Annotated in this window: 27 protein-coding genes; 13 read left to right on the forward strand and 14 right to left on the reverse strand. The window is 63.6% G+C overall.

Annotated elements, in window-relative coordinates:
• Positions 1 to 18: 18 nt before the first annotated feature.
• On the forward strand, positions 19 to 924 hold the full coding sequence (gene hsaC / locus K6L26_RS16790; RefSeq protein WP_221853412.1) for an iron-dependent extradiol dioxygenase HsaC: 906 nt from the start codon (positions 19 to 21) through the stop codon (positions 922 to 924).
• An 80-nt stretch (positions 925 to 1004) separates the two neighbouring features.
• Here the strand turns inward: hsaC and K6L26_RS16795 are convergent, their stop codons facing one another.
• Positions 1005 to 1337, reverse strand: a complete 333-nt coding sequence (locus K6L26_RS16795; protein WP_342394399.1) for a WhiB family transcriptional regulator — start codon at positions 1335 to 1337, stop codon at positions 1005 to 1007.
• Positions 1338 to 1748: 411 nt separating this feature from the next.
• Here K6L26_RS16795 and sigC point away from each other — a divergent pair, with 411 nt between their 5' ends.
• On the forward strand, positions 1749 to 2318 hold the full coding sequence (gene sigC / locus K6L26_RS16800; RefSeq protein WP_047328140.1) for an RNA polymerase sigma factor SigC: 570 nt from the start codon (positions 1749 to 1751) through the stop codon (positions 2316 to 2318).
• Here the strand turns inward: sigC and K6L26_RS16805 are convergent.
• The 5 genes from K6L26_RS16805 to K6L26_RS16825 form a co-directional block, all read right to left on the reverse strand.
• Complete coding sequence (locus tag K6L26_RS16805) at positions 2315 to 3817, reverse strand: flavin-containing monooxygenase (protein ID WP_221850842.1); 1503 nt, start codon at positions 3815 to 3817, stop codon at positions 2315 to 2317. The genes sigC and K6L26_RS16805 overlap by 4 nt on opposite strands.
• Positions 3818 to 3929: 112 nt before the next feature.
• Complete coding sequence (locus K6L26_RS16810) at positions 3930 to 4946, reverse strand: AurF N-oxygenase family protein (protein ID WP_221850843.1); 1017 nt, start codon at positions 4944 to 4946, stop codon at positions 3930 to 3932.
• 111 nt (positions 4947 to 5057) lie between these two features.
• Entirely contained in the window at positions 5058 to 5336 is a 279-nt protein-coding gene (locus K6L26_RS31700; protein WP_230983509.1) for a NifU family protein, read from the reverse strand.
• 191 nt (positions 5337 to 5527) lie between these two features.
• Positions 5528 to 7396 (reverse strand): ferrous iron transport protein B, encoded by a 1869-nt coding sequence (feoB, locus tag K6L26_RS16820; protein WP_221850846.1) that lies wholly within the window; start codon positions 7394 to 7396, stop codon positions 5528 to 5530.
• Positions 7397 to 7431: 35 nt separating this feature from the next.
• Positions 7432 to 7686 carry a FeoA family protein gene (locus K6L26_RS16825; RefSeq protein WP_221850847.1) on the reverse strand — a complete coding sequence of 85 codons (255 nt, stop codon included), beginning with the start codon at positions 7684 to 7686 and terminating at the stop codon, positions 7432 to 7434.
• Positions 7687 to 8027: 341 nt separating this feature from the next.
• On the opposite strand from K6L26_RS16825, the gene K6L26_RS16830 reads away from it, so the two are divergent.
• From K6L26_RS16830 to K6L26_RS16840, 3 genes are all read left to right on the forward strand, one after another.
• Positions 8028 to 8960: a universal stress protein gene (locus K6L26_RS16830; RefSeq protein ID WP_221850849.1), complete on the forward strand. Its 933-nt coding sequence runs from the start codon at positions 8028 to 8030 to the stop codon at positions 8958 to 8960.
• Positions 8961 to 10059: 1099 nt separating this feature from the next.
• The gene (locus K6L26_RS31705; RefSeq protein WP_221850851.1) at positions 10060 to 10455 is read left to right on the forward strand and encodes an STAS domain-containing protein; all 396 of its coding nucleotides are present in this window, start codon (positions 10060 to 10062) and stop codon (positions 10453 to 10455) included.
• A complete protein-coding gene (locus K6L26_RS16840; protein ID WP_221850853.1) occupies positions 10452 to 10940 on the forward strand; it encodes an ATP-binding protein in 489 nt (162 codons plus the stop codon). The genes K6L26_RS31705 and K6L26_RS16840 overlap by 4 nt, the downstream gene beginning before the upstream one ends.
• A gap of 97 nt (positions 10941 to 11037) precedes the next feature.
• Here the strand turns inward: K6L26_RS16840 and K6L26_RS16845 are convergent, their stop codons facing one another.
• The gene (locus K6L26_RS16845; protein ID WP_221850855.1) at positions 11038 to 11565 is read right to left on the reverse strand and encodes a hypothetical protein; all 528 of its coding nucleotides are present in this window, start codon (positions 11563 to 11565) and stop codon (positions 11038 to 11040) included.
• A gap of 276 nt (positions 11566 to 11841) precedes the next feature.
• Between K6L26_RS16845 and K6L26_RS16850 the strand changes: the two genes are divergently transcribed.
• The 3 genes from K6L26_RS16850 to K6L26_RS16860 all read left to right on the forward strand — a co-directional run bounded on the left by K6L26_RS16850 (position 11842) and on the right by K6L26_RS16860 (position 15171).
• Positions 11842 to 12447, forward strand: coding sequence for a vitamin K epoxide reductase family protein (locus K6L26_RS16850; RefSeq protein ID WP_221850857.1), 606 nt, complete (start codon positions 11842 to 11844; stop codon positions 12445 to 12447).
• A 136-nt stretch (positions 12448 to 12583) separates the two neighbouring features.
• Entirely contained in the window at positions 12584 to 13495 is a 912-nt protein-coding gene (locus K6L26_RS16855) for a universal stress protein (RefSeq protein WP_221850858.1), read from the forward strand.
• Positions 13496 to 14124: 629 nt separating this feature from the next.
• Positions 14125 to 15171 (forward strand): NAD(P)-dependent alcohol dehydrogenase, encoded by a 1047-nt coding sequence (locus tag K6L26_RS16860; RefSeq protein ID WP_221850860.1) that lies wholly within the window; start codon positions 14125 to 14127, stop codon positions 15169 to 15171.
• A gap of 30 nt (positions 15172 to 15201) precedes the next feature.
• Here the strand turns inward: K6L26_RS16860 and K6L26_RS16865 are convergent, their stop codons facing one another.
• Both K6L26_RS16865 and K6L26_RS16870 read right to left on the reverse strand, forming a co-directional pair.
• Positions 15202 to 15519 (reverse strand): hypothetical protein, encoded by a 318-nt coding sequence (locus K6L26_RS16865; protein ID WP_043368006.1) that lies wholly within the window; start codon positions 15517 to 15519, stop codon positions 15202 to 15204.
• 261 nt (positions 15520 to 15780) lie between these two features.
• The gene (locus K6L26_RS16870; RefSeq protein WP_085141208.1) at positions 15781 to 16635 is read right to left on the reverse strand and encodes a phytanoyl-CoA dioxygenase family protein; all 855 of its coding nucleotides are present in this window, start codon (positions 16633 to 16635) and stop codon (positions 15781 to 15783) included.
• 45 nt (positions 16636 to 16680) lie between these two features.
• On the opposite strand from K6L26_RS16870, the gene K6L26_RS16875 reads away from it, so the two are divergent.
• Positions 16681 to 17256, forward strand: a complete 576-nt coding sequence (locus K6L26_RS16875) for a TetR/AcrR family transcriptional regulator (protein WP_064897858.1) — start codon at positions 16681 to 16683, stop codon at positions 17254 to 17256.
• Here K6L26_RS16875 and K6L26_RS16880 read toward each other — a convergent pair.
• Positions 17253 to 17933, reverse strand: a complete 681-nt coding sequence (locus tag K6L26_RS16880) for a TetR family transcriptional regulator (protein WP_019344048.1) — start codon at positions 17931 to 17933, stop codon at positions 17253 to 17255. The genes K6L26_RS16875 and K6L26_RS16880 overlap by 4 nt on opposite strands.
• A gap of 105 nt (positions 17934 to 18038) precedes the next feature.
• Here K6L26_RS16880 and K6L26_RS16885 point away from each other — a divergent pair, with 105 nt between their 5' ends.
• The gene (locus K6L26_RS16885) at positions 18039 to 19067 is read left to right on the forward strand and encodes an NADP-dependent oxidoreductase (protein ID WP_064897860.1); all 1029 of its coding nucleotides are present in this window, start codon (positions 18039 to 18041) and stop codon (positions 19065 to 19067) included.
• Positions 19068 to 19237: 170 nt separating this feature from the next.
• The gene (ripB, locus tag K6L26_RS16890) at positions 19238 to 19966 is read left to right on the forward strand and encodes an NlpC/P60 family peptidoglycan endopeptidase RipB (RefSeq protein ID WP_076212844.1); all 729 of its coding nucleotides are present in this window, start codon (positions 19238 to 19240) and stop codon (positions 19964 to 19966) included.
• A gap of 27 nt (positions 19967 to 19993) precedes the next feature.
• On the opposite strand, the gene K6L26_RS16895 is transcribed toward ripB, so the two are convergent.
• From K6L26_RS16895 to K6L26_RS16905, 3 genes are all read right to left on the reverse strand, one after another.
• Positions 19994 to 20932, reverse strand: coding sequence for a M56 family metallopeptidase (locus tag K6L26_RS16895; protein WP_085141209.1), 939 nt, complete (start codon positions 20930 to 20932; stop codon positions 19994 to 19996).
• The gene (locus K6L26_RS16900) at positions 20929 to 21318 is read right to left on the reverse strand and encodes a BlaI/MecI/CopY family transcriptional regulator (RefSeq protein ID WP_085141210.1); all 390 of its coding nucleotides are present in this window, start codon (positions 21316 to 21318) and stop codon (positions 20929 to 20931) included. Before K6L26_RS16900 ends, K6L26_RS16895 begins: the two co-directional genes overlap by 4 nt.
• 120 nt (positions 21319 to 21438) lie before the next feature.
• Positions 21439 to 22929 carry a multicopper oxidase family protein gene (locus K6L26_RS16905; protein WP_221850862.1) on the reverse strand — a complete coding sequence of 497 codons (1491 nt, stop codon included), beginning with the start codon at positions 22927 to 22929 and terminating at the stop codon, positions 21439 to 21441.
• Positions 22930 to 23136: 207 nt separating this feature from the next.
• Between K6L26_RS16905 and K6L26_RS16910 the strand changes: the two genes are divergently transcribed.
• Entirely contained in the window at positions 23137 to 24069 is a 933-nt protein-coding gene (locus K6L26_RS16910; protein WP_208862453.1) for a L,D-transpeptidase, read from the forward strand.
• Positions 24070 to 24088: 19 nt separating this feature from the next.
• On the opposite strand, the gene K6L26_RS16915 is transcribed toward K6L26_RS16910, so the two are convergent.
• On the reverse strand, positions 24089 to 25390 hold the full coding sequence (locus K6L26_RS16915) for a TrpB-like pyridoxal phosphate-dependent enzyme (RefSeq protein ID WP_221850863.1): 1302 nt from the start codon (positions 25388 to 25390) through the stop codon (positions 24089 to 24091).
• A gap of 189 nt (positions 25391 to 25579) precedes the next feature.
• Here K6L26_RS16915 and K6L26_RS16920 point away from each other — a divergent pair, with 189 nt between their 5' ends.
• Positions 25580 to 25870 (forward strand): hypothetical protein, encoded by a 291-nt coding sequence (locus tag K6L26_RS16920; RefSeq protein ID WP_085141212.1) that lies wholly within the window; start codon positions 25580 to 25582, stop codon positions 25868 to 25870.
• Positions 25871 to 25986: the final 116 nt, after the last annotated feature.

Below are 25986 nucleotides of genomic sequence, written 5' to 3' on the forward strand. Positions count from 1 at the left end.
ACCGGACGAACGGCGACGATGAACATCCGGTCGCTCGGGTACCTGCATATCGCGGCCACCGACGTGGCGGCCTGGCGTGAATTCGGCCTGAAGGTACTGGGCATGGTTGAAGGCAACGGCCCCCTTGAGGGCGCGCTGTATCTGCGCATGGACGAGTTCCCCACTCGCCTGGTGATCGTCCCGGATACACATGACCGCATGCTGGTATCCGGGTGGGAGGCCGCGAATGCCGCTGCGCTGGGAAATATTCGCGATGCGCTGGATCGAGAGGGCTGGCGCTATGAGGAAGCCGGGCCACTCGAGCGTGCTGACCGGCGTGTCGACGAGATGATCCGATTACAGGACCCCTCGGGCAACACCTTGGAAGTGTTCCACGGTGTGGCGCTTGAGCACCGTCGGGTGGTCACACCGTACGGGCACAAGTTCGTCACCGCTGAGCAAGGGCTGGGGCATGTGGTGCTGACCGCACTCGATGACGCCGAGTCGCTGCACTTCTACTGCGACGTGCTGGGTTTCAAACTGCGCGATTCGATGCGACTCCCGCCACAGGTGCTGGGACTGCCCGCCGACGGGCCACCGGCGTGGCTCCGATTTCTCGGGGTGAACCCCCGCCACCACAGCCTGGCATTTCTGCCCGCTCAACCTGCCAGTGGCATTGTGCACTTGATGATCGAGGTGGAGAACAGTGACGATCTGGGTCTATGCCTAGATCGTGCCCTCCGCCGCAATGTTGCGTTGTCGGCGACGGTGGGGCGGCACGTCAACGACAACATGCTGTCTTTCTACATGAAGACGCCCGGCGGCTTCGATCTTGAATTCGGTTGCGAGGGTCTGCACGTCGATGATCATCAGTGGGTGGTCCGCGAGTCCACCGCTGTGAGCTTGTGGGGTCACGACTTCAGTATCGGGTCGGGGAATCGATGACGGGAGTATGAAACCCCAGGAGCCGAGATGTCGACACTCTTTCTCACTCCCCCGATTCCACTTCGTCGCGGAACTGCCTTCTAGCTGTTTATCACTGACAACGCCGTGAGGATGTCGTCACGTTCATCGGGAGTAAGCCCACCCCAGACCCCATGCTGCTCGGGAACTCTCAGTGATTGTCTCAGGCAAACCTGTCTTACGGGGCATGAATGACAGATCGCCTTGGCTCTGGCAACACGTCGGCGTCGGGCCGCGGCCCTTTCGTGATCGGGGCCGTAGAACACCATCGGATCGACGTCGCGGCAGCTGCTATGCGAGCGCCAATCCGGGAAGGCCGGGTCTGGGATCGGTAGTCGGCAGGGTTTCATCGGACCTCCTTCGGTGCTACCGAGCAGCTGAAATGATTCGACCATTGCGCGATCGCTCCCGCTAGGGACTGAAGTCCCCCGCGCCTGAGGGCTATTGTCAGAAGTCGACGAACCGTCTCGAAGCGTCGAAGTTCGAAGTAGCCCAGCCACAGACGTTCCGAAGTCGGAGTCTGTGCTAGCTGAAAGCCAAGTACGATACGCACAAAGAGAATTGGAGTGCCCAGACGCCAATCCCCACCAACCCGCCGACGAGGAGCCAGAGCAGATAGGGCCGGGCGCGTTGGGCAGCCGCAGGATTCGGCTGACTCATCGCCCTGGGCGCCGCAGCGCCACGCCGTATTACCGGGCCGTAGGGCCATTCGACCCTGTTATCTCTGTTGTGCCCCAGAGAAGATCGGTGCGTGGCAGTTGTGAACGGCCACTGTGGCTGAACAACGAAAGGCAGCGAAGAGCCCGATGACCGATGACCTCGGCATAGCCGAACGCGGCGAGGACCACGTTACGCGGCTGGCCTTCGCCGCCGGCCGCGGTGACTCAGCGGCGCTCGAGCAATTCATCCGGGCCACCCAGACCGACGTCTGGCGCACCGTCGCCTACCTCGGCGACGCCGGTTCGGCCGACGACCTCACCCAAGAGACGTTCATGCGCGCCATCACCGCGCTGCCCCGGTTCAGCGGCCGCTCCTCCGCGCGCACCTGGCTGCTGTCGATCGCCCGCCGCGTGGTGGTCGACCAGATTCGGCACAAACAGAGCCGGCCGCGCACCCAGCACGGGGTGGACGTCGAGCAGGTCCTGGAGAGCTACCGCCCGGTCGGCGGGTTCGAGAAGATGGTGGAAATCCGCCTCCTGCTCGACGGCCTGGATCCCGACCGGCGCCACGCCCTGCTGCTGACCCAGGTCCTGGGCCTGTCCTACGCCGAAGCCGCCGAGGTGTGCGGCTGCCCCGTCGGCACCATCCGTTCCCGGGTGGCACGCGCCCGCGAAGACCTGATCGCCGCAGCCGAACGCGACGATCTCACCGGCTAGCTCGAGGCTGCCTCGGAACGGGTCTTCGGCGCGACCTTCGCAAATTCGAGATGCGGGTCCGCCACGGGACCTTTGCGCAAAGTCGCAACATCATGGAAATAGTTCATCGACATCACCCAAGGACCGTCAACGCCGCGGCGAGGCATCTGGTCCAGCGCGCGCTGCACATATCCTGCCGAGAAATCCAGCAGCGGGAGCGTTTCCATCTCCGGATCGGCAACCGGTGACACCATGTCGTAGCCGTGGCTGTCCATGTGGCTCAGCAACCGGCAGAAATGCTCGCACAAAAGATCGATCTTGAGCGTCCACGACGAGTTCGTATAGCCGAACGCGAGCACGAAGTTGGGAACGCCGGACAGCATCATGCCCTTGTAGGCCACCGTTTTCGATAGGTTGACGGGCGTACCGTCGACGGTGAGCGTCATACCGCCGAGCAACTGGATGTTCAGTCCAGTTGCGGTCACGATGATGTCGGCGTCGAGCTCGCGACCGGACTCCAGCAGGATGCCGTTCTCGGTGAACGTCGCGATGCGGTCGGTGACCACCGAGGCGCTGCCGTTCCTGATCGCGGTGAACAGATCTCCGTCGGGCACTGCGCAAAGCCGTTGATCCCACGGCTTGTAGGTGGGGTTGAAATGCACGTCCACCGGGAACGCGGACGGCAGTTTGGCGGCGTTGAAGCAACGGATCACCGCCCGTGCCGCTTTCGGGTACCTCTGGCAGAATTCGTAGACTCCGCGTTGCTTGAGGATGTTCTTGCGCCGCGTCAACGCGTACCCACGCTCGCCGCCCAGCAAACGCTTCGCGGTATTCGCAAACTTGTCTTTGGCCGGGACCGGCATCACGTATGTCGGCGAGCGCTGCAGCATGGTGACGTGGCCGGCCGTGTCGGCCATTGCCGGGACCAATGTGACCGCGGTGGCACCGCTGCCGATTACGACGACCTTTTTGCCGGCGTAGTCCAGATCCTCCGGCCAGTGCTGAGGATGCACGATCTGTCCGGTGAAGCGTTCAGAGCCGGGGAATTCTGGCGTGTAGCCCTGGTCGTAGCGGTAGTACCCACCGCCGCAGAACAGCCAGCTGGCGGAAATCTGCACGAGTTCTGGTTCTGCGCCGGCACGGCTGGTCCGCTCGACGTCCACGGTCCAGGTGGCCGTGTTCGAATCCCAGGCTGCCCCCAGCACTTTGTGATGAAACCGGATATGCCCGTCGATCCCGTTCTCCGACACCGTCTCGCGTAGGTAGTCGAGGATCTTGTCAGCGGAGGCGATGGCGTACTCGTCGCGCCACGGCTTGAACTCGTAGCCGTACGTGTGCAGGTCGGAATCCGATCGGATTCCCGGGTAGCGGAACAGATCCCAGGTGCCGCCGATCGCATTACGGGCCTCCAGAATCATGTAACGGCGGCCCGGGTGTTCGCGCTGCAAGTAGTAGGCAGCACCGATGCCGGAGATGCCGGCACCAACGATCAGGACGTCGCAGTGTTCGATGTCAGTCATAGCCGATCAAGCCTTTCGATGCACGGGATTGCCGATGACGCAATTACTGCTGTGCCGTCGATGCGACCCGGAATAGTCAAATTCGCGGGCGGTTTCGGGCAGCCGAGGGCGGCTAACCGACGGAAAGCAAGTGTTGGCGTTGCGGTTCACTGCGATAGCGGCTCGGCGGACCGTCGATCTTGCAGATCTTCCACATCAACTTGGCGATGGGGTTCATCAATCCGGTGTCGTAGCAGAGCATGCGGACGTCGCCGAACATGTCGCGCAGTATCTTGCGTGACTCGGGGGCGTCGAAGAACAGCTCCTTGCGCACCGAGCGCGGGATGTCGAATTCCTTCCAGAACGCGCGCGGCGGCACGATGATCGCCGAGCACAGGATCCGCATGACCAACGGTACGTAAAGCGACAACAGCAGGCGCTGGTGCCAGCGCAGGTTCGGTACCCGCTTGTGCAGGTACTGGTGCGCGAAGGACATGTGCCGGGCCTCCTCGGCGACGTGGATGGCCATGACCCGTTCCATGATCGGGTGCAGGGCCTTGCCCTCGCGCAGCACGTTCTTCTGCGTGTGGTCGATCGGCTCCTCGCCGGCGAGGATGCCGAAGAAGAACGGAATCGGCAGCGGGCCGGCGGTCAGCGGGATCAGCGGCTGCAGCCACTTGAGCAGCCGCGGCATGCCGGGCACGTCCATGCCGATGCGGTTCACCATCTCCTGGAACATCAGATTGTGGTTGCACTCCTCAATCGATTCGTGCAGGCAATACCGGTATTCCGGCGAGCCGTTGGGCACCCAGAACGAGTACTCCATCAGGCCGCGGATGAGGATGTTCTCGAACTGTTCGCCGACTTTGGCGACATTGGCCTGCCGCCACATGCCGATCTCGATCTGACGCTCGTCCGGCTGCCCCTGGTACCAGCGATGAGCTCCGATCGGATCGGATACCGGCAAGATCCACCGGGGGTCGTCTGCTTTGACGGCGAATGCTGGTGTATCCCACTCGATGTCCTTGTACGGGTTGAAGCTACGTCGCACCGAACCCTCGGACAGTGTCGCGAGCATGTCGGTGTACTGAATGTCGTCGCTGACGTCCATGTTCTTGCGCCAACGCCTGACCATCTTGGTCCGAGCCATGTTGCAGACCTCCCATTCGGGGTTTACATATCCCCACCGCGTGTACACAAACGGTACCGGCGGTATCCCTATCCGCGGATAGGGCCGAAAGACCCTATTGGCGTGGCCGAGCTACGGGCCGGCGCGTACCGCCCGGATGTCCGGGAACTTGGCCCTGATCAACGACAGGATGAGATCATTCAGCGTGGCATTGCGCAAACTGCAAGGCCCACAGGCGCCTTCGAGAGCGACCGTGACAACTCCGTCTATGACTGACACCACCTGAACGCTGCCGCCGTGAGAAGCGACGAACGGCCCGACCTCATGAGCCACCAGTCGGGCGATCTGGTCCCGTAGCCGGTCATCGGAAGCCGGGATCGCTGAGAGCGCCTGAAACAGTGCAGTTCTCACCCGAGGACCGTCACGTGACCAGCAGCGACCAGACGCCAACCGGGTGCGGATTTCGCCGTCGGCCACCTCCACAGCTGCCAAAGTGCCGTCGAGGCGCAACTCATCGATCAGACTGCGTGGAACACAGTTGATGTTGGTGACCCACCGCACGGTTCGCGGGTCCCCAGTTGCTTCGGAATGCAGCAGCACCGTCACTGCCCGGTCACCAACATCGTGAGTTGACGCGCCGCAACGGCTCCGGACCAGGCGAACGTAAACATATAGCACCACGCCACCACCGGCCACCGCCAAGAATTCGTCTCACGACGGATCGTCGCCACCGTAGACATGCACAGCAGCGCGAAGGCGAAGAAGACCAACAGCGCGGCCACGGTAGGCGGCGTGAACAACATCTCGCCCTGGTGCGGCCCGGACAGCCACACTGCTCCGCGGATCGCGTCAATCGGGCTGGCAGGATCCCCGGCGGCGAAGATCTGACCCATGGTGGCGACAAACACTTCCCGTGCGGCCATTGCGCCGATCAGTCCGACACAAATCCGCCAGTCAAAGCCGAGCGGTTCGAAAATCGGCTGGATGAACCTGCCGATCGCGGCCGCATATGACTGGTCGATGCCGTCGGCGTGAGGCGGCAAATTCAACAAGAACCACAAGCACACCGAGGTGGCCAGGATGATGGTGCCGGCCTTACGCAGGAATGCCTGCGCCGCGTCCCACATACTGAGCAACACCGACTTGACCGGTGGGAACCGATAGGGCGGTAGCTCCATGTAAAAGGGCAACATGTCCCCACCCAAGACGACCTTTTTGAACAGCCATGCGGTCGTCATGGCCGCGCAACCACCGAGAACATACAGCCCGAACATCACCAGCCCCTGCAGCCCGACCGGGCCCCAGTGCACGTTCGGGTCGACCAGTAGGGCGACCAGGAGAACGTAAACCGGTAGGCGGGCCGAGCAAGTCATCAGCGGAACGGACATGATCGTCGCGATCCGGTCGCGCGAGGAAGGCAGAGTGCGGGTGGCCATGATGCCGGGTACAGCGCAGGCCACCGAGGAAAGCATCGCCACGAATGCACGTCCCTCCAACCCGGTCGTCGCCATGATGCGGTCCACCAAGAACGCGGCCCGCGCCATGTATCCGACGTTCTCCAGTAGCGAGATGAGCAGGAACATCAAAACGATCTGTGGAATGAACACGAGCACCGCGCCGACCCCGCCGATCACACCGTCACCGAGCAGCCCAGCCAGAGCCTCGTTGGGAATGACCGTGGCGACCGAACCGCCCAGCCAGCCGAAGAACTGCTCCACCAGATCCTGAAGCGGCGCAGCGACAGTGAAGATGACCTGAAAGAATGCGGCCATCACCGTCAGGAATGTCAACGTTCCCCACAGCGGATGCAAAAGCACACGGTCGATTCGCGCACTGCGGTCGTCGGCCCGCGGCGCCCGGTACTCGGCGGCGGCCAGTACGGATGCGCTCCAGGAACTGAACTCCGCGTCATCCTGCGGCGGCGGGAACGGAACCCGCGGCCAGCACTCCGGAGCGGCCATCAGTTCCCGTACCGGTCCGAAACCCTTACCGCGGCTGGCGATTACTCCAGCTACCGGCACCCCGAGCGCGGTCGACAGCTGAGCGATGTCGAGATGGCCGCCGCGGGCAGCAAGTTCGTCCATCATCGTCAAGATGACCATGGTGGGCCGGCCGAGGGCCAGTACCTGGGACACCAGTGACAGCGAGCGCTCCAACACGGTGACATCGACGACCACGGCCAGCGCGTCAGGACTGGAAATGCCGGGAAGGGCCCCGTGCAGCAAATCCGCAACCACCTGTTCGTCCGGGCTCACCGGGTGCAGACTGTAGCTACCGGGCAGGTCTTCGACGATGAACTTCACCGTGCCCCAACTTGTACAGTTGTGCCGACCCGCTCCGACACGGCGCGCGACCGTGACGCCCGGATAATTACCCGTCCGGGCTCTCATGCCGGTGAGGTGATTGAAGACGCTGGTCTTTCCGCTGTTGGGACTACCGACCAAAGCGATACGCGTTTGACCGATAGGCATGTCATCGGCAGCGTTGCCGTGACAGGCAGGAGCGTTCACGAAACCACCGTCACCAGGATGTGGCGCGCCTCGCGACGTCTTAGGCACATGTCATAGCCCAGAATGCGGTACACGGCGGGATCACCGAGCGGTGCGACCCGGATTGGTTCCACTGCATACCCGGGACGAAAACCTAAGTGACGCAACCGCAAAGCGACGCAATCTGGCGATTCGTCGGAGATTCTCACAATAGTGGCGCAGGATCCGACGGGTAGATCTGACAGTATCCTGCACTGTTCCGGCGTATACATCTCTCACTTCCAGACGAACAGAAGTCGCTGCGCTCCGGCGGACACCCTGCAAAGTCTCGGCGTCTCTGCGGCACTTGGTCGCGCCACCGTCAAAAGTACTGCTGGGAAGCCAGATTCAGCAGGGCCGAAAGTCCTCAGTGGTTCGCCGTCAGCGGCGGCTGTCACCAGCGGTTCTCTCGCCGAGAGGGGCTCGATGTTGGGGACCAAGGACCCTTCACGTGGCCCAATCGGGACACCAATCTGGGTATGACGGACGTGCCGGACTGAACAGCGCAGCGGAATACGTGGGCTGACCACTACATCGCGCAGTCACGGCGCCGAAACGAGAACAAGGAGTTCCATTGCCCAGGAACGAGAACGGGGCCGCCGTCAATGCCAACATACTTGTCGGCATTGACGGATCGATGGCGGCTCTCGACGCGGCCGCATGGGCGGCACGCGAAGCGGACCGGCGGAAGGCCTCGGTGCGGCTGGTCCACATCATCGATCCGCGGGAGGCAGAAATCGATTTCGGCCCTTGGTCACAGCACCGGATACTGAAGCATCTGGAGTTCAACGCCGTCGACTTGCTGGCTGAGGCTCAGCAGCAGATTGCTGCCATGTGCCCGGAGGTAGTAGTCGAGACCTCGTCGATGGTGGGTCGACCCCTGCAGATGCTGATTGCTTTGTCACGAGAGGCACTAATGACCGTGGTGGGCACGAGTCGCGCCGAAACTAAGGGCGCCGCCAATGCCGGGTCGGTTGCGGTGTCCGTGAGTGCCCACGGATACGGCCCAGTCGTGGTGGTACGCGGAGTGCGAAACGATGCGCACGCAGAACAGCAGCGAACGATCGTCGTGGGTGTGGACAGCTCTGAGGCAGCTGACAACGCTACTGAGTGGGCATTCGCGGAAGCTGCGCTGCGCGGCGCTGATCTCACCGCCGTCTTCAGCTGCGGTGAATTGCCCGGCAGCCTCACCGACCGGGATTCAGAGCCACGATGGTGGCTGGAATACCAAGCGCAACAATTGCAACTCCTGAATGAGCACATCGAGCGGTGGAGCGAACACTACCCGGAGGTCGTCGTTCATTGCGCGGTGACGAGTGGCCGGACGGCGTGGGCATTGATGCGTTGGGCGCATGAAGCGCAGCTGATCGTCGTTGGTAGTCGGGGTCGCAGCGAATTTGTGGGTGCAGTCCTCGGCTCGACCAGCCACGCCCTCATTCACCACTCGCCCTGCCCGGTGATGATCGTGCCGTCGAGCGCCTCCTCGAACCGAAGTGGACAGCCGTAGGCGTCTTAGAGCACAACCCAAAGGAGTAACGCCACGACCAGTAGCAACCACACCCACTTCGGTGCGCGGTATTGAGCCATCAGCTAGGCCTCTCGATCTCGGGAGACCCCAGTTTGGATCAGTAGAGCGGCAATCCGGAAGGGCCACAAGGCCCTAGATTTCCTCAACGTGATCGCGGTCGGCACGACTCCGCTTTCACTACTCCTGTTCCCCAAAGCCCGGGCAACGTAGGGACTTTCAGTGATCCTTTGAGGTCCAAAGTCCCTATGAGGGCGCTGCACCGGCGAACTACCTTGGTGATGCTGCAGTTCCAATTGGTCAGGGAGGCGCGACTGGGCCGAGGTTCCGATAGCCTCGACCCTCCCTAGCAGTCGGTCGCGCTGCTGCAGCCGCCCCGCTGAACTTCCGCAGCGGGGCGTTCCCTGTTCCTGAGGTGGTTCTCGGCTACGGCTGCGAATGGTCATCCCACGTTACGCCATGTCTTTCGGCGCACCACTTTGGATACGCTGGCTTGGGTCACTCCGAACCTGGCGGCCAGCTCGTACTGCGTCACTCCAGATGCCGACAACCGGCGGATCGCTCGGACATCTTCGGGAGTGAGGACGTGGTAAGTCGGCAGCGTGCGCTGACTGCAGATGTAGTGCGCCTTGTTGTAGTGGGATACACACAGCCCCCGCGCCTTCGGCGGCTGATCACAGTAATGACAGCGGCTTTCGACGATGTGGTGGCCGTCGCACCCGTCGGCAGAACATTTCATCCGTCTCATCGCGCGGCTACCCCACCGAGTCGATTCGGATAGGGATGCAGCCGGCAACACCGGCTTTCGCCATGACGCATGACATGGGTGCTTTCCTCTCTGAGTAGTCGTGAATCGATACGATGGTGTCCCCTTCGACACGTCGCTACAACGTCCGAGCTAAACAGGGCGGAATCCGTCGATGCTAGTGACGAATGGCCTTTGTATGGCCGTGGACGCCATGAAATCCCGCGGGCTGCAGGAAGAGTTGGCCCATTGGGACCTTCGCCTCTACTGCGCGGGCACCTCATCGACGTAAACACGGTGCAGACCAGGTAGAGCCGAACCCAGGAAGGCCGGTAGATGACGAGTGGGCCAGACCCAGCGACCAATGGCAGCGGGCATCATTCCCATTGCACAGTCACAGAGCAACGCCGCGGCGATATTTGCCTGGTCGAAGTAGCCGGAATTGTCGATGCGCTGACACTTCCCCGGCTGGAAGCTGCGATGACCTGGCCCGCGACCCGTGTGCCCAAAGCCGTGATCGTGGACCTGAGCGCAGTAGATTTTCTCGCATCAGCCGGGATCGGGCTACTCGTGTCCGCACACCACGCTCTCGCCCCGGCGGCTCGGTTCGTTGTCGTCGCCAGCGGTCCGGCGACCGGTCGCCCGCTGGCACTGATCGGTATCACCAACATTATCGACGTGTATGCCACGCGTGCCGAGGCATTGCTCGCACTGGCGGAGCAGGCGAATTGACAGAAGTATCCGGACAAGTCGAAACCACCGGAGCTCTCGGGTCCACAAGCTTTCGTAAGCTTGGGGTTCCCGCGACACTGCCGCACGTCGCGCAACTACGCTTCGAATTCTCTGAGTGGCTGCGCCGGAGTTTCACCCTGGCGCCAGACCAGGCCAGCGATATCGTACTCGCCGTTCACGAAGCCTTGGCCAACGCTGCCGAGTTCGCTTACATCTCCAGCGCACAACGCGGGGTGATGCATCTGCGGGCCGACTATCGGGATCTGTCGACTCTCACCGTCACCATCGCCGATGAAGGGCGTTGGCGGATCAGAGATCCTGACACGGAACAGGACCCGTCCCGCGGCCGTGGAATCTCGCTGATGCGAGCACTTGCCGATCGTGCGGTGGTCGAGTCCGCGCCCGCTGGCACGCAGGTTCGGTTGCAGTGGAGCCATATCCAGCCGGCGCACCAGGAGGGCTCCCGCGGGCTCACATTGGGCTGATGCACAGTGGCTGACTGACAACCGCCGATCTGAAGAGAAATACCCGCAGCGCCTTCCGTACTGTCCGCGACCATCTCGGCGCCAAAACGGGTAGCAGTCACGCATATCGGGTATTGCTGACGACTCGGTCGATGATCTCCCTGGCGGCAGCCATGTGCTTGTACGCCTGGTCCATGTCGGTATCGAACTCGGCACGATAGCTGATCATCGCACCGCCAATCGTGGACAGACAGATATGTGCGGCGTCGTGTGCGTCGTTCGTCGCGGCCGTCAGCTCGGCGGTGAGTCGCGTATCGGGGGTCGGCAGGTGGGCGGCAAGATCAACGGCGGCCATGTCGTGCATGCGCTCGCACGCCGGTTCCAACGCCTCAACGTTCCCCTGCTGCAACGCCTCCTGTGAGTCGTCCAATGCGGTCCGAAGTGCGATGAAGTCGGGACGACTGTCGATCCACCACGTTCGGATCGCCGCATCCCCGGACACAGTCCCGGGTACATTCAACTGTCCACGCTGGTGTACCCAGGCCGGGGCCGTGACCAGCAGGGCAGCCAGGAGAAATCCGAAAAGGCCCGTCTTCAAGATGTTTCGTACCGAAAACCGATTTGACCGAATCGGGCTGGCAGCCATCGTGAGCTCCTTACCGTTCAGCGAGAACTTCAGACGTGTCGGGAGAAGGCGATTCGGTACCGACTCCACGCGGTGGTGCGGAGTGACCACGCCAGTGTCACCAGGTGTGCATATGTGTTTCGAGGGTATTTCGGCCCACTGCGCGCGGACCTTCGGCAGGAATTCAGGATCCCACTGGGGCTGGCGGCGGCGGGACAGCTGGTTGGTCGAGGACGCGACAAGTGAGGACCTTTGGCCGTAGCTGCGGTATTTGGCGCGAGACTAGATTCGTCCGGCGTGGCAGAGAACGAGCGCTCCCCGGGACCAGCCGTCGGTAAGGCCGGTGCGGTCTATGTGTTGATCGCCGGCATCCTCGGGCTGGCAGCGTCGACGGCCCTGACCGTCGAAAAGATCGAGCTGCTGATCGACCCGTCCTACGTGCCCTCGTGCAGCGTCAACCCGGTTATCTCGTGTGGTTCGGTGATGGTGACCTGGCAGGCTTCGGTGCTCGGTTTCGCCAATTCACTGATCGGGATGGTTGCCTTCACCGTCACGCTGGTCACCGGCGTGCTGACGGTCGGCGGCATCCGGTTGCCCCGCTGGTACTGGGCAGGTCTGGCGGCAGGAACCGTCCTGGGTTCGGTATTCCTGCACTGGTTGATATTTCAGAGTCTCTACCGCATCGGCGCATTGTGCCCCTATTGCATGATCGTATGGGCGGTCACCATCCCTCTGATGGTCGTCGTGAGTTCGATAGCGCTGCAACCGCTGCACCGGAATGCGCTCGCCCGCGCCATTTATCAGTGGCGCTGGTCGTTCGTGGTGCTCTGGTACACCTCACTGGCCCTGTTGGTCCTGATGCGGTTCTGGGAGTACTGGTCAACGTTGCTGCAATTCTCTTGACGTCGGTGCCTGGAAAATGAGACCAAAGGCCCTTCATTCCGCGTTCTGCGCATGAGATAACTGAACGTGGGGTCGACATCGACCAACCACCAAGTTGCCTTGCTCGGCAAGCCGTTCCCGGAAGAAAGGCAGCGCGATGTCGAACCGAATCGCAGCACACAGCGTGATTGTCGGGGTGGACCGATCCCCGCAGGCGCGCGAGGCGGTGCGATGGGCGGTACATGAGGCAGTCGGGCGTAACGCCCCACTGGCCATCGTGCATGTCACAGATTCGCTACCGGCGGTGGCCTCGACGTTGGACTGGTCCGTTGGCCAAATCCCACCGGAGGTCGTCCAGGCTCAACAGGACGCAGGCTCCACCATCCTGGCCGAGGCAATCAGTCTCGCGCATGACTGTGCGAACGCCGGCGAGCGACCGGAAATCATCGGCGAGTTGCGGTTCGGCAAGCCGGCGCCGACCTTGGTCGGTCTGTCCAAACAAGCCCAGATCGTAGTGGTCGGATGCCGCGGCGAAACGGGATGGCAGCATCGCCGACTGCTCGGATCGGTCAGCACCGGTGTCGTCCACCACGCCCACTGCCCGGTCGCGGTCATTCACGATGAGCCGGCATCCTCGCCGTCGGCACAGCAATCGCCGGTGCTGCTGGGGATCGACGGATCACCGGCATCGGAACGGGCGACCGAAATCGCGTTCGGGCAGGCATCTTGGCGCGGGGTGGATTTGGTAGCACTGCACGTGTTGGCCGACTCAACCGCCACGAACGGCTTTTTCGCCATGGAATGGTCGGCGTTACAGTCGACGACCCAAAAGAGCCTGGCCGAACGCTTGGCCCACTGGCAGAGACGCTATCCCGCGGTCAACGTCAGCGTCGAGGTCGAATTTGAGAATCCGGTTCGCCAACTGCTCGCCCGTGCCGAAGATGCCCAGCTGGTCGTCGTGGGCAGCCACGGTCGCGGCGGGTTCACCGGGATGTTGTTGGGCTCAGTCAGCACGGCAGTGTCCCAGGAGTCTCGTGTGCCGGTGATCGTCGCCCGAGGGGGCAGCTAGTTTCGTGCGGTTACGGATACAGCGTCGCATCCCGGGGACAGGCCGGTGATAGCGTCGAACACGGATCGCGAAGGGTGAACAAGGTGGGTGCCGGGAGTGAACGGACGTGTCGGCGAGCCGTGCTGCTCACGTCCTTGACGGCCGCACTGGTGGCCACGGCCGGCTGCGGTGTCGCCCCAGGACGGCCGGCCGCGTCCGAAGATCCCGTGACAACATTGCCGGTTCCGGCCAACATACCGCCGTTCCCGTTGCCCAGTGATGTTCCGCCCGTACCGCTGCCGAGTGCGGTCCCCGAGGTGCCGCTGCCGAACGATATCCCGCGCGCTCAGCTTCCGGCGGACGTACCTCGAGTCGAATTACCCGGGGCCATTCCCGAAGTCCCGTTGCCTTCTGCCATTCCACCTATACCGTTTCCGTGACCGCTGGCCCGAAGCGGATCACATCGGTTCTACTGCAGGGGGTTTCCACGTGCCGTCGGTGATCGCGGGTTGGCCCCAATAGGCGCGAATGTACAGCGAGAAGGGACCGAACTGAGTTCACCGCAGATGACCACCGGTTTCCGATCCGAACCGTCGATCCGTGGCCTACGTTCGAATGAGAGCTGCTCACTCACACCGATGGAGGGCACGATGAAAGCACTGCGGTTGATGGACTGGAAAACCGAACCCGAACTCGTCGACGTCCCGAAACCGACGCCCGGGCCGGGGCAAGTGGTGATCAAAGTCGGAGGTGCCGGCGCCTGTCACTCCGACCTGCACCTGATGCACGATTTCGAACCGGGAACGATGCCGTGGCAGATGCCGTTCACCCTGGGCCACGAGAACGCCGGCTGGGTTGAATCCGTCGGCGCCGGTGTTACCACGGTGGCCGAGGGTGACGCCGTCGCCGTCTACGGCCCGTGGGGCTGCGGCACCTGCCAGCGCTGCCGGTTGAGCTTTGAAAACTACTGCGAGAATCCAACGGCTGCCCCGGTCGTGAGCGGCGGTGGCGGCCTCGGACTGGACGGCGGGATGGCCGAGTACCTGCTGGTCCCGTTCGAACGATTGCTGGTGCCGCTGCCCAACGGACTCGAGCCGGAGACAGCCGCACCGCTCACCGATGCCGGCCTGACTCCGTATCATGCGATCCGCCGATCGTGGCCCAAGATGACACCGACGTCGACGGTGGTGATGATAGGTGTCGGAGGACTGGGCCATGTTGCGCTGCAATTGATCAAAGCCACCACCTCTGCCCGGGTGGTCGCCGTTGACAATCGGCCGGAAGCACTGGAACTGGCCACGAAGATGGGCGCCGATCACGTCCTGCCGTCGGACGACGACGCTGTTGCGGCCATCAAGGATCTCACCGACGGACATGGGGCGGATGTCCTACTGGATTTCGTCGGGGCCACTGCCACAATCGAACTCGCGCGCAGCGCCGCACGCCCCCTCGGCGACGTAACGATCGTCGGCATCGCCGGGGGCTCGGTGCCTCTGTCGTTCTTCTCCCAGCCTTACGAGGTCAGCGTCCAAACCACATATTGGGGCGGACAAACCGAGCTCGTCGAGCTGCTCGACCTTGCCGCCCGTGGCATGGTGCACGCCGAGTCGACCACCTATTCGCTCGATGATGCGCCCCAGGCCTACCGTGACCTCAACGACGGCAAAGTCCGCGGCCGCGCGGTCGTGGTGCCCTGACGGGTGTGCGATGTCGCCCCCACACCATATTTATCGTTTGCACATCAGGTCTACGTAGGCGGTGGTGTAGCGCACGAGATTGTTCACTCTGCCGGTCGGGCCGCGCTGCACCCAAGAATGCTTGACGTCGGTGCCTTGGCGCACCGCGGTCACCGTGCACTGATCCATGGGCGCATTACCGACCTTGTTGAGGATCACCCGAAATCCCTGGGCCTCCAGCTCGCTGATCGTCGCTTGCGCTGACGTCTGTCCGGTGGGTGCTGCCGAGGCCGGAGCAGAGCCGCACAGCCCCAATGCAGCCGCAACTGCGGTGGCGACGACGCTTCCCACAACCCTGCCGCGCGACAATTTTCGTTCCTTCCCAATTTAATTGGTGAACCCCGATTTCTGGGTAGGGGTTTTGTGTCGAGGCTAGTTGTGGCTGGAAAAAAGTCGAGGAATTCATATGTGACGCATATCTGGCATCATCGAAGACCCATAGCAAATTCACATGACAAAGCGCGTGCTGCGCCAGTCACTCACATAAATATTGACACCCCAACGCAATTCATGATTGAGCAACGTGCTGTCGTCGGTGCTCTGTGCAAGCGAGCGCCGTCGCGGTCGGCGTCAGAGGGGCTGGGCTCCGGGCTCGAGCAGGCGTTTGGGGTGCATGCCGTCGACCTGGCCGATGAACGGCGGATGGATGCTGTAGCCCAGCATGCGGCGGATGTCCTCGGACACGGCGCGGACCGTGTCGCGCGTCATCGACAAGGTGAATGCCTCCTGCGGGCGCAACCACGGCTCGCAATACTGGGCCGTCAGGGCCAGGCGCGCGTTCGAGGATCGGTTGGCGCCGCCACCATGCCACAGCGTGCCGAGGAAGAACACGCATGAGCCGGCGCTCATGATCACCGGTCGGCGCTCGGCCGGGTCGGGCCGGCGATCCCCCCATTCATGGCTGCCCGCGACGATGTCGGTGGCCCCGTTGTCAGCGGTGAAATCGTCGATCGCCCAGATCGTGGCTGCGCCCAGGGCTTTTCGTGGTCTCGGCAGCGGATAGAAGCCGTCGTCGGTGTGCAGCATCTGGGCCTGCTCGCCCGGCAGGATATTGATCACCTGCAGCATCGACAACAGGTAATTCGGCATGAACAGCCGGTCCAACAGCGCCAGCACCCGGGGATGATCGGCGATCCGGTCACAACTGCGGGTCTTGTTCAGCACGCTGTACACCCGCTGCGTGGTGTGTCCCTCGAATCCGTTGCGGCCCCGCTGATTCAGCAGCGGGGCCACCGACTCCCGAATCTCAGCGAGCTCGGTTCTGGTGAGCAGATCGGGCAGGATCACATACCCGTCGCGCAGCACCGCAGCCAAGTCGGCATCCGCCACCGCGGGGTCCACCTGTTCGCCGCTGCTGTGGGTCCGCCGATAGGTACCGGCGAGGTCCCCGGCCAGCTCCGTCAACGATGTCACTTCAGTGCTCATGATCGCCTCACCGAAACATAACTGAGTTCTGTTATGGTGCGGACTATGGCACGCGCCCCGGTCGGACGTCAACAGCTGATCGACGCCGCGCGCGCCGAACTCGTTTACGGGAACGGTGCCTTCGAGCTCAGCGGGCTGACTCGTCGCACCGGCCTCAGCACCGGGGCGCTTTACCACCACTTCGGATCGAAAAGTGGCCTGCTGACCGCGATCTATGACGGCTTCTACGACGGTCTGCGCCACGCGATCGCCGATGGCCACCTTCCCGCCGGTGACTGGGCCACGCGCGAACGCGACCGTACCCACCGCTTCGTCGCCTATCACCTCGCTGACCCGCTGGCCCCGATCCTGCTCAACCGCACCGCGAGCGACCCACAGCTGACCGAACTCGAAGCGGCCTACGTTCACGATCTCATCGACCACGCCGCCGCGAACATTCGCCACGGACAGCAATCCGGCGAACTGCCGACAGACCTCGACGCCGAGAGCGCGGGCGCCTACGTCATCGGTGGCTTACGCCACGGCATCGCACAACAGCTCCGAGTCACGCCGGCACCGAGTGCCGACCGAGCCGCACAAAAACTGTGGCGCTTCACCGCTGCTGTTCTCGGCATCGCCTAGGGAACCGGCTCTGGCGGAAGTCCGTATTCGACGGCAATACCATTGAGCAACATGGTCATTCGTTGCTGAAAACTGTCCTCGCCGAACGGGTCATATCCGGACTGCGCTATCGCGCGCAATGTCGGATAGTCGGACGCGGGACGTTTGGCGAGGAGTTTGAAGATCCGCGCCAGCCATGGCTGCCCGTCCTCGGCGTGCAGGTGTTCGCGGTGCGCTTCGGTGACACTGCCGATCGCCATTGCGCTCACCGCAGCCCAGACGGCCATCGCATCATCGGGGGCCAACCCGTGCCCGGCGAGCGCTTCGACCGCATCGCCGTTGCACTCCATCTCCATGTCGGCGCGCACCCCACCGGTGACGAACTTCTCCACCAGCGCGGGCTCGGACGCCAGGACCGTTCGGATGTAGGACGCGTAGCTGCGCATCCAGGTGGCCCAGTGCTGACCGCTGTACCGCGGCGGCGGTGAGTTCACCAGTGTGCTCTCGGTGACCAGGCGCAGCAGGTCATCTTGATTCTTGACGTGGTGGTACAGCCCGGGAAGGCTCACTCCGAGATGTTCGGCAACCCGCCGCATGGTGACGTTCTCGCTACCGATCTCTCGCACCGCGGCGACGATGGCGCTCTTGTCGATGCGGGGCGGCCGACCACGGCGCGGTGCTACGTCGTCGGAGGCCACGGAATCCTCCTACCAAGCGGGACATTGTCGCTCCAGGGGTTGACGCTAATCGAAGCGAGTTCTAAGAATCAATATGAAAATTCTGATGACTACGGGAGACCCGAATTGACTGATGCCGCGCCCCGCCAGAACCGCCAGATCCTGTTGCGGCGCCGTCCCGACGGGCTGGTCTCCCCCGACGACACCGAAATGGTGACGACACCCGCGCCGGTGCCGGCTGACGGTGAGGCGCTGCTGCGCACCACCTATGTCGGCATCGACGCGGCGGCTCGCACCTGGCTGGACGGCGAGCCCGGCTACCTGCCACCACTGCAGTTGGGCGAGGTGGTGCGGGTGGCGGGCATCGGCGAGGTCGTCGAATCGCGTTGTGATGCCTACAAGGTCGGCGATCTCGTGACCACCCTGACCGGACTGCAGGATTACGCGATCATTCGCGACGATCTGTTCAGCACGCCGGTGGTCGGATACACCGATCCGCTGGCGGTGATGTCGATCTACGGACCGACGGGTGCGACGGCCTACTTCGGAATGAAAGGCGTCGGCAATCCGCAAGCCGGCGAGACGGTCGTCGTCTCGGCGGCAGCGGGTGCCACCGGGTCGGTGGCCGGCCAGATCGCCAAGATCGCCGGTGCCCGGGTGGTCGGTATCGCGGGCGGCCCCGAAAAATGCCGGGTCGTGGTCGAGGAATTCGGTTTCGACGCCTGTGTCGACTACAAGGCCGGCGACCTCACCGCCGCGCTGAAGGAAGCGTGTCCGGGCGGGATCAACGTCTACTTCGACAACGTGGGCGGCGACATTCTGAACGCTGTGCTGGCCAACCTGGCGCACCGAGCGCGCGTGGTGATGTGCGGCATCATTTCGAGCTATTTGAACGGCGATCATCCGGGGCCGTCCAATTATGTGAACCTGCTGGCCACCGCTTCGACGATGCAGGGCTTCATCGCCCTCGAGGAATGGGCACGCTTCGACGAGGCGTTCGCCGCACTGCAAGGCTGGGAAAAAGAAGGACTCTTGGTGCACCGCGAAACCGTCTATGAAGGATTGGAATCCAGCATCGATGCACTCAACGGTCTGTTCAGTGGGGCCAACATCGGCAAGATGCTGGTGAAGATCAACGACCCCGGCGGCTGCTGATACCAAAACGCAACCTCCGCAATCGAATTACACAAGTGCAATCTGTGACTAGTGGGGTTCACGGGGTTATTGTCATGTAGAGTACGTACGTACGTAGTTACTACGTAGCTCGGCTGGTCTCCATTCCCGAACGATCGCGGCCGGCAACGTGGCGGGAAGGAGCGGGTGACATGCCATCCATCCCGCACGGAGGCAGACACGACTGGGACCGTCGAACACTTTTGAGCACAGGGGTTTTGGTGGCGGCACTGGCCGCATTCAGAGCGCCTATCGCGGGCGCACAGCCGGATGCCGGCCAATGGGATCCCACCCTTCCCAATCTGCTCAGCGCAGGTGCGCCCGGAGACCCTGTGGCCATAGCCAATGCGTCGCTCCAAGCGAGCGCCTTCGCCGCGCAGACGACCTTCGACATGGGGCGAAAGTTCCTCGGCAGCCTGGGCCTCGCGCCCGCCGACACCGGAGCCGCGCCAGTGCTCCGCGGGAACCGCGTGTACGGCAGGCAGGCGGTCGAGTACGTGATCCGGCGGGCCGGCACCCAACTCGGAGTCCCCTATGCCTGGGGAGGTGGAAGCCTGACCGGACCCAGCCGCGGCGTGGACTCCGGTGCCGGCACCGTCGGCTTCGACTGTTCCGGGCTCACCCGTTACGCATTCGCCGGCGTAGGCGTGCTACTCCCCCGCTATTCGGGCGATCAGTACACCGCCGGACGGCAACTGCCGCCATCGCAGGCCAAACGCGGCGACCTGCTGTTTTGGGGACCAGGCGGCGGACAGCACGAGGCGCTCTACCTAGGCAATGGCCAAATGATCGAGGCTCAGCAGACGGGCGTGCCGGTCAAGATCTCGGCGGTCCGCAAATCGGGGATGACACCCTATGTCACCCGCATCATCGAATACTGACGCGGCGTGTTCGAACGGGACATGACTTCAACGGCACAGCAGGCCGGATACACCCATCGCAAACGTCGCGATCGGGGCGAGCGCGATCACGGTGATGGCCCCGAAAAGGCCGGCACGCGCACCCAGCCGGACCCACGGTGCGGGTGGCAGGGCAAGGCGTTCAGCACGATTCAACAACGCCACATCGGCGGCGCCGAGCGCCTGCGCAGGGGTGGCACCGGCGAGAGCCATCAGCCCGGTCAGCAGCGTGCGTTCACCGAACCGGCGCGCCGCGGCATCGTCGGCGCACATTTCCAGCAGCCGCGCGACCTCAGCGGCTCCGCGGGTCATGAGCTTGACCCGCGGGAACACGATGGCCAAACCACGCAGGACCGTCACGATCTTCGGATGATGCCCGTCCAGGTGAGCCCGCTCATGGGCGAGGACGGCTTGCAGCTCGTCGTTGTCGAGTGCGGCGATGGTGCCGGTGGTAACCACGATCGCAGGAGGCGCGCCGGCCACACAGTACGCGGTGCGCTCATCGGAATCGACGATGAAGACATCCCGCTGGCCGCCAGGACGGCCCACGAGCCGAACGGCCTGCGCATGGCTATGGGCATGGGCCCGCATCTGCCGAATGGCACGTGATGCCTTCACCCCGAACCCGATAAACATCGCGATCACCGTGACCGCACCGATCACCACCGTCGCCTGTGCCGCGAAACCGGCGCGTCCGGCCGCGATATCGCAAAGCAACTCCACACACGACGCCAGTAGCGACTTGCGCTGGCCGGTGTGTGACACCACATCGCCGATCACCAATGCCGGAATGGCGATCCAGATCGCCAAGACGCTGATGATGGCGGTCAACCAGGCGGCGACTCCGAACCGCGGCGCCGAACCGCCACGGGTGAGCATGCTGAGAAGCCGCGGCGCCAGCAGCACCATCGCCGCGCTGTAGATCAGCAGGCCCGCAGCGATATTCACCGCTTCCTCGCCTTTGTCGAGCGTCGGGCCAAGCTGCGTAGCGCCGCACGCAGCCGATCGGAATCCTCTGGATCGATCTGCTCGATGAAATAGCTGAGCACTAGATCCGAGCGGCCGCCGCCGTCGAGTGCCTCACGCATCAAATGCGCGGTGTGCTGCTCGCGGTTCAGTGTCGGCCAGTACCGATAGGCGCGCCCGTCGCGGTCGCGCTGCAGCCAGCCCTTGGTGTGCAGGTTGTCCATCGTCGACATGACGGTGGTGTAGGCGATCCGGCGCTCCTCCGCGAGCTCATCGAATACGTCGCGCACCGTGACCGCTGCATCGCCGCGGTTCCAGATGCGATCCATGATCTCGGCTTCGAGTTCGCCGAACCCTCGTACACGCACTACACCCTCCACGGTCGGTAGTCCGAGCCTACCGCGGGCATCGGGCGTCTGGGCTTTGCGACCCGGTGCCGGTACGTACTGAATAGGACAGTACGTAGTACTGCGGTGGAATGCGACTCGTCAACTGCCGTAGTCCAGGCGCGTCATCATCCCGGCTTCCTGGTGATACGTGTTATGGCAGTGCAACATCCACGTCCCAGGGTTGTCAGCGGTGAAGATCACGCGTTGTCGCTGCATCGGCAGCACGACGAGGGTGTCTTTTCGTGCCCCTGGGCGTCCGTCTTCACCGAGCACTTGGAATGTGTGCCCGTGCAGGTGCATGGGATGCCACATCATCGTCGAGTTCCGGAATGTCATCGACACCCGTTGGCCTTCGCGCACGGTCAGTGGACGCATCTTCTCGAATGACCGGCCGTTGATCGTCCATTCGTATTCGGCCATCGAGCCACCCAGCTCAACCCGCAGATCAGTATCCGCGGCAGCGGCGTCAAAGCTGGCCTCCGGTGTGGCGGTGAAGGAGCTGACCGTGCCCAAGCGGCCATGCAGCTCGGGCGGTGCGTAGTCACGGGGCGGAGTCGATCCGACGGCGGTCACCAACAGCGCCCGCGTCGACGCGTTCTTTCCCTCGGCGACGGCCACCAGCGGAAAAGTTCCGTCGCCAGCGGTGATGGTCACGTCGTAACGCTCGCCCATCCCGATCAGCAGCGCGTCCACCTCACGGGGCGCCACCGGGAATCCATCGGTATGGGTGACGATCATGCGGTGCCCCGCCAGCGCGACCCGGAACGCGGTGTCGGAGCCGGCGTTGACCAACCGGATCCGCACCCTTTGCCCAGGGCGGGTCCGGAAGCTGGTGGGGTTCTGCGCATTACGCCCGTTGACCAGATACATCGGGTAGTCGACGTCACCGGCGTCACCGCCGAGGGGCGAACCAATCCGGCCACCCATTCCCGGCATGTCGTGCCCATCTCCTGACGGCATCCGCAGTCGGTCATAGATCTGCGCCGGGCTCGGCCCGACGCCGTCGGTCCAATCGTCGAGCATCACCACCCACTCGGCGTCGTAGCGGCCCGGGTCATTCGGGTCGTCGACGATCAACGGGAAGTACAGACCGGTGTCCGCGTCGAGCCCCGTGTGTGGATGAGCCCAGTATGTTCCCGGATGGGGCACCGAGAATCGATAGGTGAAGTCCTGGCCGTCGGCGATGTCAAGGGTGGCGGGTGCCGCGCCGTCCATATCGTTGCGTAGCGCCAGGCCGTGCCAGTGCACCGAAGTCGAATGGGTGAGCCTGTTGCGGACCGTTACCTCGAGTTCATCGCCGACCGACGCCCGCAGCAGCGGGCCGGGCACGACGTCGTTGTAGGCGATCGTGTCGGCAACCGTGCCGCCGAGGTCCACCCGCGTGCGCTGGGCGGACAAGGTCGTGGATACGGTGCGCCCGCTGTGCGGCCGACGAGCTTCGGCCGCGGCGATCGCGTCTGCGGTCACAACGCGGGTCGAGGTGGCACCGGCGTCGCGCTGACAGCCCGCGACAGCGGTGGCACTCAGCGCGGCGGTTGCCGCGAGGAATCCTCGGCGGCTGAGCCGCGGGAGGTTGGTGATGTCAGGCATGTCCTCCACCGTCGCCGCCCAAATCGTTGGATCGGTATGGGTTTTGTGAATATTCATTGAAGAAGTGGGGCCACTTCATGTGACGTGGAGCCAGCGATGGCTCTGTAGCTATCTACTATCCACGTACGTAGCTAGTAGACTGGGACCACGCCATGAACCCGCCCGCGTGGGCGTGGTCATCAACGACACCTCATCGATGGAGGCCCAGTGCAACACCGCACCAGACACCTGTGGATCACCGCGATCGCGGCGGCCGTCACGATCACCGCATCCACCGTCGCAGGCGCTTCAGCCCTGGCTGAACCGGCCGGGCCGCCCCAGCCCGTCGAACCGGCCCCACAGTTCGACCCGACACAGATGTCCTGGCTCAACCCGCTCGGTCAGACAGCCAACGTCGATGTCCCGGCAGGGCAGAACCCCTTGCCGTTCGTTGGCGAGCCGCCATTTCTGCCACCGGCATTCAATCCGGCCAACGGGTCGACGGTCGGCGTCGCGAAGCCGATCTACATCAACTTCCAGCGACCGATCGCCGACCGCCAGTTGGCCGAGAGTTCGATTCACATCTCCTCCAACCCTCCGGTGCCCGGAAAGTTCTACTGGATGAGCGATACCCAGGTGCGTTGGCGGCCAATCGATTTCTGGCCCGCCGGCACGGTGGTGAACATCGACGCCGCGGGCACGAAGTCGAGTTTCCGGGTCGGCGATGCGCTGGTGGCCACCATCGACGACGACACCCACCAAATGCAGATCCACCGCAATGGCGTCCTGGAAAAGACCTTTCCTGTCTCCCTCGGGAAGCCTGGCTACGAAACCCCCAACGGCACCTATTACGTACTCGAGAAGTTCGCCGACATCGTCATGGACTCGTCAACCTACGGTGTCCCGGTGAACTCCGCCGAAGGCTACAAACTCAAGGTCAAAAATGCCGTCCGACTCAGCAATACCGGCATTTTCGCGCACAGCGCGCCGTGGTCCGTCGCCGATCAGGGCAAACGCAACGTAAGTCACGGTTGCCCCAATCTCAGCCCGGCGAACGCGCAGTGGTTCTTCGACCATTTCGGCAGCGGCGACCCCGTCGTCGTGAAGAACTCCGTCGGCCTCTACAACCAGAATGACGGGGCGAACGACTGGCAGATCTGACCGAGATGCCGGCGCCGGTTCAGAAGTTGCCGTCCAGGAATTCCGCGTATGCCGGAAGATCGAGCTGGCCGTGACCGGAGAGCCCGATCACGACCACCTGCTCGGCCGGGTCGTCGGCCACGCGCGCAGCGGCGGCCGCAATCGCGTGTGTGGACTCGGGAGCCGGCACGATGCCCTGGGTACGGGCGAACAACACGCCCGCGGAGAACGCGTCGTGCTGAGCGATGGCGGTGCCCTCGACCAGGCCCAGCTCGACGGTGTGGCTCAGCGCCGGCGCCATCCCGTGGTAGCGCAATCCACCGGCATGGATCGGGTCGGGTACGAAGTCCATTCCCAGCGTGTGCATCTTGAGCAGCGGGGTCAGGCCCGCCACGTCGCCGTGGTCGTAGCGGTACTCGCCCTGCGTGATCGACGGGCACGCAGCCGGCTCCGCGGCGATCACCTTTGGGTTCGACCGTCCATGGATTTTCTCGCGCAGGAACGGAAATGCCAGTCCCGCAAGGTTGGATCCGCCTCCCGCGCAGCCGAACACCACATCGGCGCCATCGGGCTCAACGGCGGCAAGTTGAGCCACGGCTTCCAGTCCGATCACGCTCTGATGCAGCACCACGTGGTTGAGCACGCTGCCCAGCGCGTAGCGGGTGTCCGCATTGGCAGCCGCCACCTCGACGGCCTCACTCACCGCCATCCCGAGGCTGCCGGTGGTGTCCGGGTGCGCCGCGAGAATCGCGCGACCCGACTCGGTGAGATTCGACGGGCTCGGGTGCACCGTGCCGCCGTAGGTCCGGATCAGATGGCCACGGTAGGGCTTCGACTCGTAGGACGCGCGGACCTGCCACACCTCGACCTCGAGGCCGAACTGCGCTCCGGCGAATGCCAGCGCACTACCCCACTGTCCGGCACCGGTCTCGGTGGTCAGCTTCCGAACGCCGTCAATGTGGTTGTAATAGGCCTGCGCCACAGCAGAATTGGTCTTGTGGCTGCCCACCGGGCTGACGCCCTCGTACTTGACATAGATGTGGGCACCGGTATTGAGCGCCTGCTCGAATCGCCGGGCCCGGATCAACGGCGACGGTCGCCACATCGCGTAGATGTCGCGGACCACTTCGGGGATCTCGATGTACGGCTCGGTGGATACTTCCTGTGCGATCAACCCGCTCGGGAAAAGCGCCGCGAGGTCGTCGGGTCCAACCGGCTCCTTGGTGGCCGGGTGCAGGTGGGGCGGGATCGGCTGGTCCAGCTCCGCCGCCAGGTTGTACCAGTGCGTCGGCACCCCGACAGTGACCAGATCCTGGCGGGCAGTGTCGGCGTGCAGCGTCATGCGGACACTGTAGCCAGGCGGTCTGTGCTGGTATACGACGCACCGGACCACCGCGAAGCCACGTCGCGGCGGTCAACCGCGGGCTGAGGTCATTTTTTCGTCGGCGTAATCAGGTTTACGGCCGATCCGGGCTGGATAGCCAGAGGATCCGGCGAAATTCATTCGCATACGGATTGGAGGTCTACGACTATGAAGATCGCCAAGATCATTGCCGGCGCGGCGATTGCAGGTGGGATGGCGGCGGGTGCCGCCGGGATGAGCGCGGCCACCGCCAGCGCTGCCCCACCCTATGCACCGGCACCTCATCAGCCGATGATCGCGACGACCATCCCAGGTGGGCCGACCCCGGGCTCGCCACCCGCGTGGGCACCGCCGGCACCGGCCGCACCGGCGTGGGGAGCCGGCAACCCCCAGGTCTGGGATGAGGGCTGGCAGCACTGGGGCGTCTGGATGAACGGCGTGTTCGTACCGACGTTCTGAGACGACCCGGATCCCGCCCCGCAGGGCTTCCCTGCGGGGCGGGTTGCTGTGTGCACGGCTGCGCCGATACCTGCAAATTCACCATTGCAAATTCACCATTGAATCTGTGATACAGC

It is taken from the genome of Mycobacterium farcinogenes (genome assembly GCF_019739075.1).
Taxonomy (GTDB): domain Bacteria; phylum Actinomycetota; class Actinomycetes; order Mycobacteriales; family Mycobacteriaceae; genus Mycobacterium; species Mycobacterium senegalense.